The organism is Flavobacterium fluviale (assembly GCF_003312915.1).
GTDB lineage: Bacteria > Bacteroidota > Bacteroidia > Flavobacteriales > Flavobacteriaceae > Flavobacterium > Flavobacterium fluviale.
The window spans coordinates 2,166,650-2,182,322 of sequence record NZ_CP030261.1 but is presented as its reverse complement, the minus strand read 5'-3'; the positions used below and the strand labels follow the sequence as shown (position 1 = coordinate 2,182,322).

The 15,673-nt window shown below is 35.0% G+C and carries 10 protein-coding genes; 2 read left to right on the top strand and 8 right to left on the bottom strand.

The window, feature by feature from the left end:
* The first annotated feature begins 13 nt into the window (after positions 1–13).
* Positions 14–625: an RNA polymerase sigma factor gene (locus tag HYN86_RS09660; protein WP_113677827.1), complete on the top strand. Its 612-nt coding sequence runs from the start codon at positions 14–16 to the stop codon at positions 623–625.
* 9 nt (positions 626–634) lie between these two features.
* Here the strand turns inward: HYN86_RS09660 and HYN86_RS09655 are convergent, their stop codons facing one another.
* Positions 635–985 (bottom strand): gamma-glutamylcyclotransferase family protein, encoded by a 351-nt coding sequence (locus HYN86_RS09655; RefSeq protein ID WP_113677826.1) that lies wholly within the window; start codon positions 983–985, stop codon positions 635–637.
* 41 nt (positions 986–1,026) lie between these two features.
* Positions 1,027–1,749, bottom strand: coding sequence for an MBL fold metallo-hydrolase (locus tag HYN86_RS09650; RefSeq protein WP_113677825.1), 723 nt, complete (start codon positions 1,747–1,749; stop codon positions 1,027–1,029).
* Between the two features lie 103 nt (positions 1,750–1,852).
* On the opposite strand from HYN86_RS09650, the gene HYN86_RS09645 reads away from it, so the two are divergent.
* A complete protein-coding gene (locus tag HYN86_RS09645; RefSeq protein ID WP_113677824.1) occupies positions 1,853–2,728 on the top strand; it encodes a LysR substrate-binding domain-containing protein in 876 nt (291 codons plus the stop codon).
* Between the two features lie 337 nt (positions 2,729–3,065).
* Here HYN86_RS09645 and HYN86_RS09640 read toward each other — a convergent pair whose 3' ends face one another.
* The 6 genes from HYN86_RS09640 to HYN86_RS09615 form a co-directional block, all read right to left on the bottom strand.
* Complete coding sequence (locus HYN86_RS09640; protein ID WP_113677823.1) at positions 3,066–4,973, bottom strand: sialate O-acetylesterase; 1,908 nt, start codon at positions 4,971–4,973, stop codon at positions 3,066–3,068.
* A gap of 159 nt (positions 4,974–5,132) precedes the next feature.
* Positions 5,133–6,755, bottom strand: coding sequence for a GH35 family beta-galactosidase (locus HYN86_RS09635; RefSeq protein ID WP_113679902.1), 1,623 nt, complete (start codon positions 6,753–6,755; stop codon positions 5,133–5,135).
* A 96-nt stretch (positions 6,756–6,851) separates the two neighbouring features.
* A complete protein-coding gene (locus HYN86_RS09630) occupies positions 6,852–9,059 on the bottom strand; it encodes an endo-1,4-beta-xylanase (protein WP_113677822.1) in 2,208 nt (735 codons plus the stop codon).
* A 12-nt stretch (positions 9,060–9,071) separates the two neighbouring features.
* On the bottom strand, positions 9,072–10,433 hold the full coding sequence (locus HYN86_RS09625) for a glycan-binding surface protein (RefSeq protein ID WP_113677821.1): 1,362 nt from the start codon (positions 10,431–10,433) through the stop codon (positions 9,072–9,074).
* A gap of 33 nt (positions 10,434–10,466) precedes the next feature.
* Positions 10,467–12,098, bottom strand: coding sequence for a RagB/SusD family nutrient uptake outer membrane protein (locus HYN86_RS09620; RefSeq protein WP_113677820.1), 1,632 nt, complete (start codon positions 12,096–12,098; stop codon positions 10,467–10,469).
* 10 nt (positions 12,099–12,108) lie between these two features.
* Entirely contained in the window at positions 12,109–15,276 is a 3,168-nt protein-coding gene (locus tag HYN86_RS09615) for a SusC/RagA family TonB-linked outer membrane protein (RefSeq protein ID WP_113677819.1), read from the bottom strand.
* Positions 15,277–15,673: the final 397 nt, after the last annotated feature.

Below are 15,673 nucleotides of genomic sequence, written 5' to 3'. Positions count from 1 at the left end.
TATATTTGTTTTTATGAAAATTGATGATTACAACGATAATGATATACTAATTGAGTCTCTCAGAAATGGAGATGAAATGGCATATACTTATTTAATCGATACTTATCATCATAAACTTTGCGTGTACGCAAACAGCTTGGTTAAAAATGTTTACAGTGCCGAAGACATTGTACAAAATGTTTTTATTAAGGTTTGGGAACAGCGCACGAGATTAAAATCTGACCATGCTTTAAAAAGTTTTCTTTACAAATTGACTTACAACGAGTTTATAGATTTGTATAGAAAAAATCAATCTCTATTTTCTCTAGAAAAATCTTATTACGACGCTTTAAACGGAATTGTTCAGGAAGATGATTCTGAAGCTTTTCAGAGAGTTTTAAGTGCTGTAAATAAAGAGATTCAAAATCTTCCTCCAAAATGCAGGGAAGTTTTCATTTTGAGTAAAAAAGAAGGGCTGACTAATATTGAAATTGCAGAACATTTAAATGTTTCTATAAAAACGGTTGAAGCTCAGATTACTAAAGCTTTTTCCATCCTGCGTTCTTCATTAGAAGAAAAAGTAAGAAGCGTTTTGTTTTTGTTGTTTTCTGCTAAAAAAAAATTCAGACTAAATAATTTAATCTGAATTTTCCTTTTATTCATTTAAAGCATAAATAAACCCAATTCCCTTTTGATCATTTTCCAGTTCATATTCTGTTTGAATACGTCTGTAGCCATCGCCTTCAAATTCATCTAAATAATCCCAATTTGCAGGCAGATCTTCTGAAAAAAGAACATAACAATTAATCGTTTCAGCATCCTCAGAACTTACAGGAATAAATCCATTATAACCTAAAGATGAACCCCAGCCTCCTTCTTGCAGTTTTCCTTTTATAGTGGCTTTTTTCCATTCTCCTTTAATTGGATCCATAACGGAGTGGTTGGACTCGCCTGGCGCCAGCGAACCGTAAATAATCAAAGCTGGAATCGATGCTAAATCTCTCATATTGTCTTAATACTTAATTCTATTCTCTTAATACTTAAAAACTAAAACTCTAAAACCGGCGTCTTCATATCATGATACAAAAGTACTTTCCAGTTTTCGTCTTTTGCCTGCTGTTCCCATTTTTTACGAGATTCCATGGCTCGTTTTCCGTCAAAATCTGTTTTGTAGGCAACGGGGATTTTTAAATATATTTTCTGAGGCAAATCATCGGCACCATAAAAAACAATTTCATCATGGGATTTTATCCAGAAAACTTGGTGGAACTTGGTATGTCCTGCAGAAACTTCATAGAAAATTTCATCTGTAATATTGCCGCTGTCAGAATTTAGAAATTCTACGTTTGGGAGTTTTTCCAGCTGCTTCAATATTTCAAATACGTAAGACGGATTGTTAGTTTGCTCTAAAGCAAAATCTATTTCTCTTCTTTGAATATAAATCTTTGCATTTGGGAAATTCGGAATGAAATTATCATTTTCAAAATAACCAATTCCTTCAATATGATCTTTATGAAGATGCGAAACTAAAACTTTAGTAATTTGTTCGGGTTCAATGTTATTATTTCTAAGAATCTGATGAATAAACGGAATTCCGTCGTTTACAAATCCTAAACCCAAATCGAGCAAAATAACATCATTGTCGGTAATTACCAAAAAAGGCTGAATTGCCATTTTAAGTCCAGAATCGGTTGTTTGTTCTGTAATAAGTTTAAATTCTTTTTTAGAATCTGCTATATAATTTCCTTCTTGTAAGGCTATAATTTTCATCTTGTTGTTGCTCTATTTTTGTAACAATACAAAGTTCTTAATAATTTCTATATTTGTAAAACTGTATTTTTCGATAAAATCAATCGATAAAACCGATTTACAAATGGAACTCAGACAGCTTAAATATTTTCTTAAAGCTAAGGAATTATTGAATTTTACTGAAGCGGCATCGGCATTACACATCAGCCAAAGCACTTTATCTCAACAAATTAAACAATTAGAAGATGAATTGCAAGTTCCTCTTTTTAATAGAATTGGCAAACGAATTACTTTAACAGAAGCTGGAGATTTATTTTCTGTCTACGCACAGCAATCTGTCAATAAAGCTTCTGACGGTTTCGAACTTTTAAAAGATCTGAATAATCTCGAAGCGGGAAAAATTGCAATTGGTGTAACGTATGCACTGCGGCATGTGGTTACAAAAGCTTTAATTTTATTTAGTTCTGAATTTCCGAAAATTCAATTCGAAATCGTCTTTGGAACTTCGCAGGAATTAATTCAAAAACTCAATCATTTTGAACTCGATGTCATTCTGACTTTTGAAGAAATTGCCGCCGAAGCGCATTTTAAATATCGTGAATTATTTACTTCGCCGATGGCTTTGGTCACTTCGTCAGCAACTCCTTTAATCCATAAAAAAAGTATTTCTTTAGAAGAAGTGAGTTTGCTGCCGCTTGCGCTTCCTTCAAGCGGTTTTAGCACAACTCAGTTTATCAATAAAGCTTTTGAAAAAGATAATCTTAGTCCGAAAGTTACGATTGAAATCAATGATATTCCAACTTTACTTGAATTAATCAAAACTGGAAAATGGCATACGATTTTAACCAAAACTACAGTCGAAAACGAAAAAGATTTATTTGCAATTCCGATAAAAGGAAAAGAAATGACGCGCACTGCGATGCTGATTTCGCTGAAAGAAGTATATGAAAAAAAGGCAGTTATTGCTTTTTTGAAAACTCTTATGGAAAATTTGAAATAGCTTTTCTTAAAATTCAAAAGCTTTGTCAAAGTTTGAAACTTTGACAAAGCTAAAGAAGATAAGAAATCGCACTCGTACCTTTGATTAACTTAATTCTTTGCGGCGTTTCTTACCGAGATCTCTCCTTCGTCGAGATGACAAAATTGTGTATAATTACAGTACTATAAACTTTGACAAAGCTCTTTGAAAGTTTTTTTTAAACACATAGAGACATGGGTTTTGTTTTATGTATAAAAGACTAAAAAAAGAAACTAGTTTCTCACACATAGCTATGTTAATTTAAATAAGTGAAACGCCTTTCAGCGCAAGAAAACTATGTCTCTATGTGTTTAAAAAACTATTTAACTTCTGCCTCAAAAGGCGAAGCTGGTAAATTTTCTTTATTGTATAAATTGGCTGTATCTGGATTATCTGCCCAAGCATATCTCACTTTTACAGGATTTGTTACAAAATCACTGCTCACGATAACTTTATCTCCTTCGATAACCGCTTTTGCCCAAACAAATTTTCCATCATTTCCTGCGATTGCAAATTCTTTTAATTCATTTCCATTTTTGATTTGCAAGCCAGTTCCAACCTCCGAAAAATGAAGAATTACTTTGTTCCCTTCCTTTTTAACTGATTTAAAAAGAGGTCCCGAAGCAATTAGCTTTTTCTCGCCATAAACTAGTTTTCTGGCCTGAAGCGCCAATCTTTTTCCAACATCGTATTTATTTAAAGGATGAATATCGTTCCATTCACCCAAATCTATTGTAACCGCCAGTCCGGTATTGGGAACTTTAAGTAAATTGATCTGCTGTTGTCTTAAAGCTGCCCAATTGCTTTCTTGAGGTTCTGGTTTTGGATTCATATAATTAGTTAGCTGCACTACTAAAAAAGGTAGTTTTTCCTGTTGCAGCTCATTACGCCAAGTTTCGATTAATGTTTCCATTAATACTAAATATTCCGCTGGATTTTTGGTATTCGATTCTCCTTGATACCATAAAACGCCTTTTAAAGGATAATTTTTAAGTGGTGCAATCATGGCATTATAAAGTCCCACTGGTTTCCATCTTACAAATGTCTGCCCTGGCAAAGGAAGCATTTTTGAACCTAATTGATAATTCCAATTTCCTTTTAAATCTATTGTTTTATCGCCAATAATTAATTCGTACGGCTTATCGGTTACAAAACCTCCTCTGCCTGAATTATTGATGACGCGAACTGTAATTTCATTTTTTCCTTCTTTTAAAATATTTGTATTAAAAGAATAAATTCTCGGCGGATATTGATAGGAAGTTGTGCCCACAAAATTGCCATTTACAAAAACAGAATCGGCATCGATAATTCTTCCTAAAATGAGTTTCGCCTGATTTTCTTTTACATTTTCTAAAACAAATTCTTTCTTAAACCAAACTGAACCGTTTAGATTTCCAAGTTCGCCATCTGCCCAATAACCTGGAATATTCATTTTCTTCCAATCGGAAATATCGGTTGAATTTTTCCATTTATTTTTCAGGCCAAGATCTGTTTCGTTTAGTAGTTTATACCAGTCCGAATTGACTTTTCTGTCGTTTTCGTCGATTTGTTTTTCGAGTTTTCCGTCTTTGAATTTTAAATATTCTTGGTAATAATCTGGGAATTTCTTTATTCCTTCTTCATTAATCCAAGATTCTGCTGGAGAACCTCCCAAAGCGCTGTTGATTAATCCAATTGGAATTTTGTATTTTTCGTAAATTTCATTGGCAAAAAAATAGCCCACTCCTGTAAACTGCAAAACATTTACTGGATTGGCTTCAACCCAAGATCCAGATGAAAAATCGGTTCTTTCTTTTTCGAAATAATATTCATCTGGAACCAAAAATTGTCTGACGTTTGAATTTTGAGATTTTGCAATTTCATCTTTGTATTTATCTTTCAATCTTTCCATCGGAAGCTCCATGTTGGATTGTCCTGAACAAAGCCATACATCTCCAAAAAGAATATTTTTCAATACGATTGTATTTGTTCCTTTTAAGGTCATTTCGAAAGGTCCGCCCGCTTTTTGTGACGGAAGCTGAATCGACCATTTTCCTTCTTCTGAAGTTGTGGTTTTATATTTTTTTCCTTTAAAGTCAAGTTCAATATTTTCATTTGCCGAAGCCCAGCCCCAGATATTGACTTTTGTATCGCGCTGTAATATCATCCCATCGCTGATTAATCTCGGCAGTTTTATTTGTGCATTGACACTAAATGTGATTATAAGTGCTAGTAATACTTTCTTCATATATATTGTTTTTGTTTTTTCGCCACGAATTACACTAATTACACTAATTCCTGCTTAGTTTATAATACTGCAATGACACGATTTTTTTAATTTGTGAAATTGAAGATAATTAGAAAAAAAATAAGTGCCTATTCGTGTAATTCGTGGCGAAAAAAAACATTAATCATACGTATATAATTTTATTTTTTGAATTTCGTAATCGCCGACTGAAATTCTGAGATGTCTGCCTTGATGGGTTTGATCTCCGTTAAAATGCCGAATTGTTTTCCATTTTTCATTTTCAAATTTTCCCTGATCTGTTTTTAAAATTCCTGCGTTTAAATTCTCTTTTAGAGATTTAAAAGTTACAACAATTCCAGAACCCGCGATATAAAATTCGTCTTTGGCAATTTCTATAATAATGGCGCTAGACATTGGCCAAACCTCAGCTTTTGCCCCGTCAGACCAATTTAAGGTATAATCGTGCTTGAATGTAAATTCATAATCACCCATTTTTATGATCTGCGCATTGTTTTCTTTGTCTAATAAAACGCCGTCCATTTTTCCTTGGCCTTTACTGGCTTCAATAGTTGGTGTTAATTGCTGCACTAAATCGTAAATTTTCCCAAGCGGTTCTTTTTTGGCATCTGCAACAGATTCTATCGAAAATGGCGAAAAACCAATGGCTTCGTAATGTCCAATAGCATACAAACCTTTGAACGGTGCGGTTTCGTCAAAACGATGTTCGGGAATAAACAACGGATCGCCTTGACGGGTAAATAAATCGTTCCATTGCTTAAAAGACGGGTTGTAAAAATCGGGAGCTAAAAAATCGACTGCGTTTCCTCCTGCTTTCCAAACATCCATAAGATGCGGTAACGGACCTGCACTTGGATATTGACCTGGTTTCTTTTCGGGAGCATTTAAAGCGGCGTTTACAAACATCGGAATTGGATAAATGTCTTTCCCTGCTTTTGCAATTTGATTGGTGAATTTTGAAAAATACCAAGCCATAAAAATTTCATCTGTATGAAGTCCTTTTCCAAAAACTTCTGCCCAGTTTCCTGACGTTTTAAATCCATTTTTTTTCCAGATTTCATAAAATTCTGGAACGAGTTTTTCTTTGTTTTTTTGAATATACTGCAATAATTCTTTTGGAACTTCTTTGCTGAAAGCTTCGTTTGCCAGCGGATGATAATCGCGGGCAGTTGGCAGCATTCCGATTTCGTTTTCAACCTGAATCATAATAACGGTCTGTTCTTTTTGGTCGAAATCTTTGATATGATTCATTAATTTCTTGAAAGCATTCAAATCGGCTTGAAGATTATATTCGCTGAAAGGCGTTAAAATTTCATGGCTTTTATTTTGATCGTCTTTAACTCTCGGATATTTTTTCTGGTTTAATTTTACCCAAGCCGGAGCGTGGCTGGACATGCTGTTTTTCCAAGATCCAAACCATAGAAAAACTAATTTTAAATTTTCTTTTCGGGCACGAAGAATTAAATCATCTACTAATTTAAAATCAAATTTTTCTTCTTCTGGTTCTATCAATTCCCAATACACTGGCGTTAAAACCGTGTTGAGGTTCATATCTGTCAATTTCGGCCAGATGGTTTCCATGCTTTCCATACTTGTGGCAGAAGAATTTCCTAATTCTCCACCTCGTATTAAAAATGGTTTTTGGTTTACAATTAATTGTGTTTTATTTCCTTTTTTTTGAAGATGAGTTATATTTTGACAAAATGCAAACTGCATCGTTAGTAATGCAATTAGGAGAAATTTGTTTCTGAGAATATTAACCATATTTTTTATTTCAATAATTAAAAATAAAACAAAGCAGCTTTGCCAAAGTTGCACCTTGACAAAGCTATTTTGAAACTGAAGTGTTTTTTTTGGATATTAAGGTTTTACTAATTCCCCTGAGAATCCTAAACTTACATCTTTTCCGGCAAGACCATCAGCCGTGCCTTTGTATGCATGTTTGCGAACATAATTCGCATCCCAAAGATTTGGCGATTCGTTTGGAAGCCAATATTCATGTTCTTTAGAATTATCTGAAACACCCCATATGGTAATTCCGTATTGCTGCGGTACAGGAATGTGTTTTTTATACATATCGATTACGTATTGATACATTTCTGCTTGTGAAGCCTGCTGTGCAACTGTTGGTGTGGCCGTTCCTAATCTCACGTCTAATTCAGAAATTTTAATTAGTTTTCCGGACGCCGCCAGTTTTTGGAACATTTGAACAATTTTGTCTTTATCTGTTGTTAAACCAATGTGCATTTGTGTTCCAATACCATCCACTGTTGCGCCTTTTCCTTCTATATATTTTACATATTCGATTAATCCGTCGCATTTGTCTAATCTCGATTCCAAGTTGTAATCATTTATGAAAAGTTTATCTGTTGGATTTCCGTATTGACGTGCTAATTTGAATGCTGTTACGGCATAGTCTTTTCCTAAATATTTTACCCAAGAAAAGTAATCTGCTGCTGTATCGCCCTCGCTTCCATCTCTTAAAGTTCCATCTTCTTTCATCGGCTCATTTAAGACATCCCAAGAGAAAACACTTGTTTTATAATGAGTAATCATTTTAGAAATCCAATCTGTCATGGCGTCACCAATAATTTTGGTTTTCTCGGCTTCTGTTTTTTCAATGGTTACTGGGGCTGTTGGACCTCCGCCTCCTGAAGATCCGTCGGTTACTAAAACATTATCAATATAATACGTTCCAGCAACTCCTCCAATATCAAAACTTAAACCTGTTTCACCTCCTTTTGCTGTGATCGGCCATTCTATTAATTTCCAAGTAGTCGAAGTAGTTTGATCTCCCTGATAATTTGCTAATGAAGATGGTGTTGTTGAACATCGTACAGAACCAGCTGCTTCTGAACGAATCATGTATGATACTTTATAACTTTTACCGGCTACTAAAGTAGAGGTGAAAGTAGACTGAATCTGAGTTCTCCATTGTTCTGTCGGATTATTTGCTGCATTGACAATTTTCATTGCTCCGCTTCCTTCGTACGCATTTGATGCTCCTGCTGCACTTAATGCATCTGCAGCTCCATTGGCTCTGCTCCAACCTGTAATACCTGAATTAAAATTTCCATTTGAAAGCAAATTAACTGGCCCTGTTGCTGCGTCTAAATCAACAACTGCGAGTGTATTGGCATCAATTAAATAAGTGACATTTGGAAGATATCCTAAGTCTAAATTAAACTGAAACGCTGTGCTTCCTGCTTTAAAATCACCTGGAGCTAGTTTAATTTTAACCTGCTGCCAAGAAGAAGTTGTTGCAAAAGCTTCTGTCCAAGATGCTCCTGTACTAAACCAATCTTTGTATGGGTATTGGTTGGTTAATGAGGCATTGAATGAAATGCGCCCTTTACCTGCAACATCAGACTTTATGTAAAATGAAATTTCGTAATTATGCCCCGCAACGATTGGAACGTTTGGCGAAGTCAATTGAAGGCTGTATGCTGCGGAAGAACTTGCACTAGATGCCAGCTGAATTGCAGCAGAAGTACTTGTTAATCCTGAACTGGCAACTGTTGTAATTCCTTTTCCTGGATTATTTCTGGCCCAGCCCGTAAAAGTTCCATTTTTAATTGGCGTTAAATCCAAAACATTGGTACCGCTTGAACCTGGAATTACTGTTGGGGCAATTATTCCATTTAAATAACCAGCGCTTTGATTAGAATGCCAAATCAAGGTATGGCCAAAAACTTTTAGTCCTGCACTTTTAGTAGCTTCTATAAAAGCATCAACATTAGTAAAATTTATTTCTCCTTTTGAGTTTACCATTGCGCCATGTTTCATTTCGTAGCCTGGCGTAACCTCATCAAAATTTTCGTTTACGATTTTTCTATAAGCGGGATCACTCATGTACAGACTAATTCCTATTCCGTTTCCTAAAGGAAAATCGGAATAGTTTTTTAAAGGTTCGTAGCGACTGATTTTTTCGACTAAAGCTAATGGAAGTTCAGCTCCCGTAACTTCTCCATGTTCTGGGTCTTTTCCCCACTCCATCAAATTATCATCGCAGGATGATAAAATCATTAGTGATGAAGCAATTATTGGTATGATATATTTAGATTTCATTTTTTGGTTTTGTTAGTTAAAATCATTGTAAACTGGCGTGTCTAATGGTACTATTCTCCAGTTATCTGTATACACTTTTACAGAGGTTGCTTTTGCTGGGAATTCGACTTCGCTTGCATTTCCTGTTACATTTGACAGTTTTATGTCGGAGTTTTCGAAGTAAATACCAAAGTTTTGATAAGTCGCTGCTTCACGAAATGCTAAAACTGTTTCGAAAGTAAAAGGTTCCTTAGACCAAGCATAAAATTTGTTTAACGGAATAGTAACTGTTGTCCATCCTGTCGTTTGAAAAGCAACTGATTTGCCGTCAACAATCCAAGGAACATAATTGTAAACTGCTCCTGCCCATTCGCCGCCATTAAAATTATTGATCGTACATATTTTTAAGAAACCTGAATCTTTCCAAGCCTCTGGTACATAAATATCAAATTGAAAGGCTACTTGGTCAAGAGAGGTATTTGCTGGAATATAAGGTGTTAATTGTGTTCTCCAATTATCGACTCCTGTTCCTGCTGTCCAAACTTCTGATTGACGAGTAGCATTTGCAGTAAAAGATGGAATTTTCGCCGGACGATGCGGTACATATTTTCCTTGAGAAGTATTTCCTGTTCCAATAACAGCCGATTCTAAATCTGCTGGAAGTATCATACTTGCTCTGTCCCATGAACCTTGAGAACCTAGTCCGTCGAAATTGAGTAATATTCCTTTTTTGAAATTGAAATATCTTGGTGAATAAACGCCTCCATTTGATGTTTCTGCAAAAATAGAACCTCCTAAATCTGATATTCCGTTTGGTACGACAACCGTAAAGAATTCGCCGTCTTCATCTGAAACAATTCCTGTTGCTACTTCTACATTTCCTGGAAAAACTACTTTGCTAACTTCTGTTAAACCATCTCCTGTAACGGTAATCGTTTCTCCCGGATTTGGTAATGTATTTGAAATATTAGAAATTGCGGGTTTCCCTGAACGAATTTCAAAAGGAAAAATTACTTCATTAGAATCATTTACAAAACGAATTGTATTTCTCACTGAAGTATCTGCCTCTAAAATTGGCGTATCGGCAGAAACACTTACCAGCATCGAGTTATTAGACACAAATGCTACATTAAAATAAGTTGAATATCCGTTAATGTAAACTTTCTTTAAGCCTGCAAATCCCGAACCTTCAATACGCAATAGCTGTCCTAAACGGGCAAAATTAACTTCTCTGTCAGGAACAGTTGAATTGACATCTTCTAAAAATACTCTTGTAATTGTTATTGTACTGCCTCCTGAATCGTTATTATCGCAAGAGGTAAACAGTATGCCGAAAACCATCATCCCAAGAAGTGCGATGGGCGCCCAATACTTTTTATTTAAAATATATTTCATATTACTATTTCTTTAATTTTTTATTTCTGAATACTAGAATAAGTCTTTAATTTTCTCTTCTGTAAACTGATACGGAACAGGATTTTCTCTCAATAACGGATTCTGAACTAATTCAGATTCTGGGTAAGGCAGTGTAAAAATTGTTGCATCGATTACACCAATTGCTCTTGGACTTGTACTTTTTGAAGGATCCACAGAAACTGTATTTGTTGAAGTATCATATAAAATCGGCGTAATTGTTCCTCTGTTTTGTGCAGTAACGTAATTGATTACTTCTTGCTGTTTATAGTAAGCTCTGCGCACTAAATCATACCAATATTGTCCTTCCATACATAATTCAACTCTTCTTTCGTGAATGATATCTGCATAAGTCAATGTTGTTTTTGGATCTAAACCTGCACGGGCACGCAGTCTGTTAACTCCCATAATCGCTGTTGCATCTGCTGTTGAAGCATTGTTTCCTAAAGCTGCTTCTGCATAGTTTAGATAGACTTCAGCCAGACGAAGCATATAAGTATTCAGTGCCGAATTCATACGGGTAATTTTAGAATTGTCTTTTGTAGAACCTACAACTCCTTTTTTAACAGTAAGAAAATCAGCTGCATGATCGACTGTATAGCCTCCGTTCGCTTTATTAATTTCCGCATAATGATCGTTGTCTCCCATCCAGGTTGCTCTTCTGCGGAGATCTTTAGATTCATATTCCTGCAGAACATTGTAAGAAGCTCGTGTCCAATAACCCCAAGCCGCATCGTCTCCTGTAATATCAGAACCTAATGCAAAATAAGCCTGCTGTGTATTATTTACACCAAAATCTCCGTTTGGAACCCATTGTAAGGCAAATAAAGATTCTGTGTTGTTGTTATTGTCAATCATGAATAAATCTTCATAATTCGTCATCAAACTGTACGGACCAGAACTAATTACTTTTTCTGCTGCTTTTTTAGCTAAATCAAGATATTCCTGGCTGCGAGTGCCGCTGTTTGGATTATCGCTTATTCCTGAGAATGATAAATAAACACGAGACAGCATTCCGAATGCGCTGTATTTGGTTAAACGTCCAGCCTGACCAGCCGTTTCCGGAAGATATTTTGCTGCAAATTCTAAATCGCGCATAGAGAATTCGTAAACATCTTTTAATGGATTTTTATTTACAAGTGGATTTTTTACCAATTCTCTAGGGTCTGTTGAGATGATAACATCTCCCCATAATGATGCCAAATACCAGTATGCTGTTCCTCTCATAAAACGAGCTTCTGCAATGTATTTGTTTTTAACGGCATCACTAAGCGAACTTCCAGATATACCAATAATTACGTTATTAGACTGCTGAACAACATTATATAATGAACCCCAAGCCGAAACTAATGGTCCAGTTAATCCTGTTTCTGTTAGATCTGTAAACGGATAAACGTAATCTGAGAAAGGAGCATACATATTTGCAGCGCGTCCGTCTCCTAAACCGTAATAAAATTTATCATTAAAATCGAACCATACCTTATTGTACAATGGTCCCGTAGCAGCCTGAAAATCAGATTCTGTTTTATAAAAATTTTCCTTTGTAATTACATCATTTGGTTCAACGTCTAAAAGATCGCTGCATCCTGTCCAAACAAATGGCATTGCAATAATTAAAGCCGTGTAAAATATTTTCTTTGTTTTCATTGTGCAGTTTTTAGAAATTAACAGTTATTCCAAGAGTAGTGGTTACTGGCGTAGGATAACGTCCGTTATCTATACCATTTAAAAGCTGGTTTTGGTTGATTGCACCAACTTCTGGATCGTATCCTTTATATTTTGTAAAGGTTAAAACGTTCTGCATATTCGAATATACTTTGATATTTGAAATTCCGTACTTAGAATATAAGTCCTTTGGAAGATTGTAGCCAATTGAAATATTTTTAAGTCTCACATACGATCCATCTTCTACGAATCTGTTGCTTAAACGATAGTTGGAAGCAGAAGATGCTGATGATGCCCCAATTCTTGGCATGTAAGGATCTCCGCCTACAATTTGAACATTACGATAATCATTTGGTCCATTCGGATCAATTAAGTCTAATTGCGCGTATCCTAAAGCCGATTTCAATAAATTGGTATTTTCACGAGGATTTTCTAACCAGCGTCTTTGGTAATTTAAAACATCATTTCCGTAAGAACCTGTAAACATAATACTCACATCAAATCCTTTGAAAGAGAAGCTGTTGGTAAACCCGAAAGTAAAATCTGGATTTGGATCTCCAATGTAACCTGCGTCTTTTTCGTTGATTACTCCATCTTTATTTACATCTTCAAACATATAATCTCCAATCCAGACTCCGTTTTCTCCAATCTGCATTCCTTCTGGAAGTGCAGTTGGTTTTACCGTTCCCGCAGCATCTTTATAATAGAAATCGGTTGCTTTTTCAAAACGCCCAATCACTTTATAGCCATAAAATTGTCCCAACGTTTCGCCAACTGCACTGCGGGTAACAACTGTTACATCTGATCCTTGCTGTAAAGTCTGATCATAAACACCTGATTCTGAATTCAATTTCAACACTTTAAATCTATTCATCGAGATATTAAAATTTGATCTCCAAAGAAAATCTTGTCTCTGCATATTGATCGTGTTGATTGTAAACTCAATACCTTTATTTTCAAGAGATCCGATGTTAGCATAAGGCGGTGCTGTTGATCCCTGCCCTGTCGTACCTACATATGCAGGAAGTGATAATCGCAGTAATAAATCATCTGTTTTTTTATAATAAACATCTGCAGTAATTTCAACCCTGTTGTTGAAAAGTCCAAGATCTAAACCAATATTGGTTTGATTTGATTTTTCCCATTTCAAATCTGGATTGGCTGTATTAGTTGCAATTTGCCCGCTTCCCCAGTTTGTAGCAGAAGTTCCATAAACAGAAGTATAGGCATTGTTTGGCACACTTGAGTTACCTGTAACACCCCAGCCTGCACGCAATTTTAAATTGTTAATAGTCTGATTATCTTTTAAAAATCCTTCGCTTGAAATTTTCCATGCTAAAGCTGCAGACGGAAACCAATCCCATTTGTTTTCATCGGCAAATTGAGAAGATCCGTCTCTTCTAATCGTTCCAGTTAAAAAATATCTGTCATCAAATGAATAAGCTGCTCTTGCGAAATAAGAACTAAGTGATCTTGTAGCACTTGCATTTGAATTTCTAGCTGTTGTTGGATCTCCAGCATTCAAATCTGTAGCTCCGTTTGTTAAATATCCAGAACGGTAACCATATAGATTTTCCCAATTTTGTTCTTGTAATTCCTGACCTAACATTGCATTAATGTTATGTTTTGCGAATACCTTATTATAAGTCAATAAATTATTCCAGATCCAGTTTTCGCCAGTAGACTTGGTTCTGCTTCCTTCTCTTACTTCGTTAGACAAGGCTCCAAACGTATATGATGGATTAAAAGTATAATTGTTTCCGAAGTTATAATCTATCGAATACTGGGTTCTAAGTTTTAAATCTTTTGTAAAACTAATTTCAGCATAAGCATTTCCTCTAACATTGTAATTTGCAGCATGATTATCTTTCAATAACGCTATTCCTAACGGATTGGTTTGAACAAATTCTGTTGTATCTGGACCATCAAAAGTACCATCAGCATTACGGGCTGCAACGTTTGGTGTTTGTTTTAGAGCTACTAAAATCACAGAATCATCATTAACTGTTGTTACCTGATTGACTTTGGATACATTCATATTTACTCCAACTTTCATCCATTTCTTTACTTGAGAATCGATAACCCCTCTAAGTGTCATACGATCAAAAGAAGAACCAATTACAGTACCTTCCTGATCAAAATAGCTCATTCCTAATGCATAAGTAGTATTTTCTGATCCTCCAGAAGCAGATAAATTATAGTTTTGAATTAAAGCTGTTTGAAATAACTCGTCCTGCCAGTTTGTTCCTTCCCCTAATAAATCTGGTCTGATAAAAGTATTGTCACGTTGTACAATTCCTAAATCAGCACGAGTATTTTTAAGAGTACCATATTCTCTTAAATTTAATACCTGTAATTCTTTGGGCATTTGCTGCCACCCTACATAACTATCAAAATTTAAGACCAAGTCTCCTTTTCTTCCCGTTTTGGTTGTTACCATAATTACTCCATTTGCAGCTCGAGAACCATAAATAGCAGTTGCTGATGCATCTTTCAAAATATCTATAGAAGCAATATCGTTTGGGTTAATCGCAGCAAGCGGATTCGAATTTAAAGAACCTGAGTTTCCATCTATAATTACACCGTCTATTACATAAATTGGTTCATTTGAACCTGTAATCGAACTGATTCCACGAATACGTACAGAAGAACTTCCGCCCGGAGTACCACTATTCTGCTGAATCTGTACACCTGCCGCACGACCTTGTAAAACCTGATCAAAAGTGGTAGGAACAGATTGAGTTATAGCTGCACTTGTAACCGTAGAAACAGCTCCTGTTAAATCTGCTCTTTTCGCAGTTCCGTATCCAATAACAACAACTTCTTTTAAGTCGTTTAAATCCTCTTCAAGAACAGCATCAATTTTAGTTCTATTGTTTACTGCAATTTCATATGGTTTATATCCTATAAAGCTAAAAACCAAAATACTATTGGCAGGAACAGATTGAAGTGTATAAGTTCCGTCAAAATTAGAAACTGTATTTGTTTTTGTTCCCTTTACAATAATATTTACCCCAGGTATTGGTCCGCTACCATCAGATACAGTACCCGAAACAGTAATTTGCGCATTTACTGCAGCAGAAAATACCAGCATCAGGATTAAGAATCCCAAATTCTTAAAGTATTTTGATCTGCTTTTAGTAATTAAAAAGTTAGTCATAAATAATTGGTTTAATGAGTTAATAGTATGGTTTAGTTAGTTTTCTTAATTGAATGAATTCGCTGCCATTGATTTTTAAAATTCAAATAAACAATAGGTTATAGTCAAAACAAATATATGCAAAAAACAACAACACACAATCGGTTGCGTTAATTTTTTTTCTCATTTTCTAAAAAATACTCATCAAAAAAAACGTAATCAATATTTATTTTTATAAAATATTAAACAATTATCAAAAACAGCATTTATTCCAGCGAAAACGTTAGAGATAATAAATAGTTTCATTCAAAATCTTAAAAAAAACATAAAAAGTTAAAATTTAAATTTTCTTCTGAATTAACTAAAACGATGTAGTAGTTAGAAGAAGAATCACTCGAAAGTCGATCCTTTAAAAGTC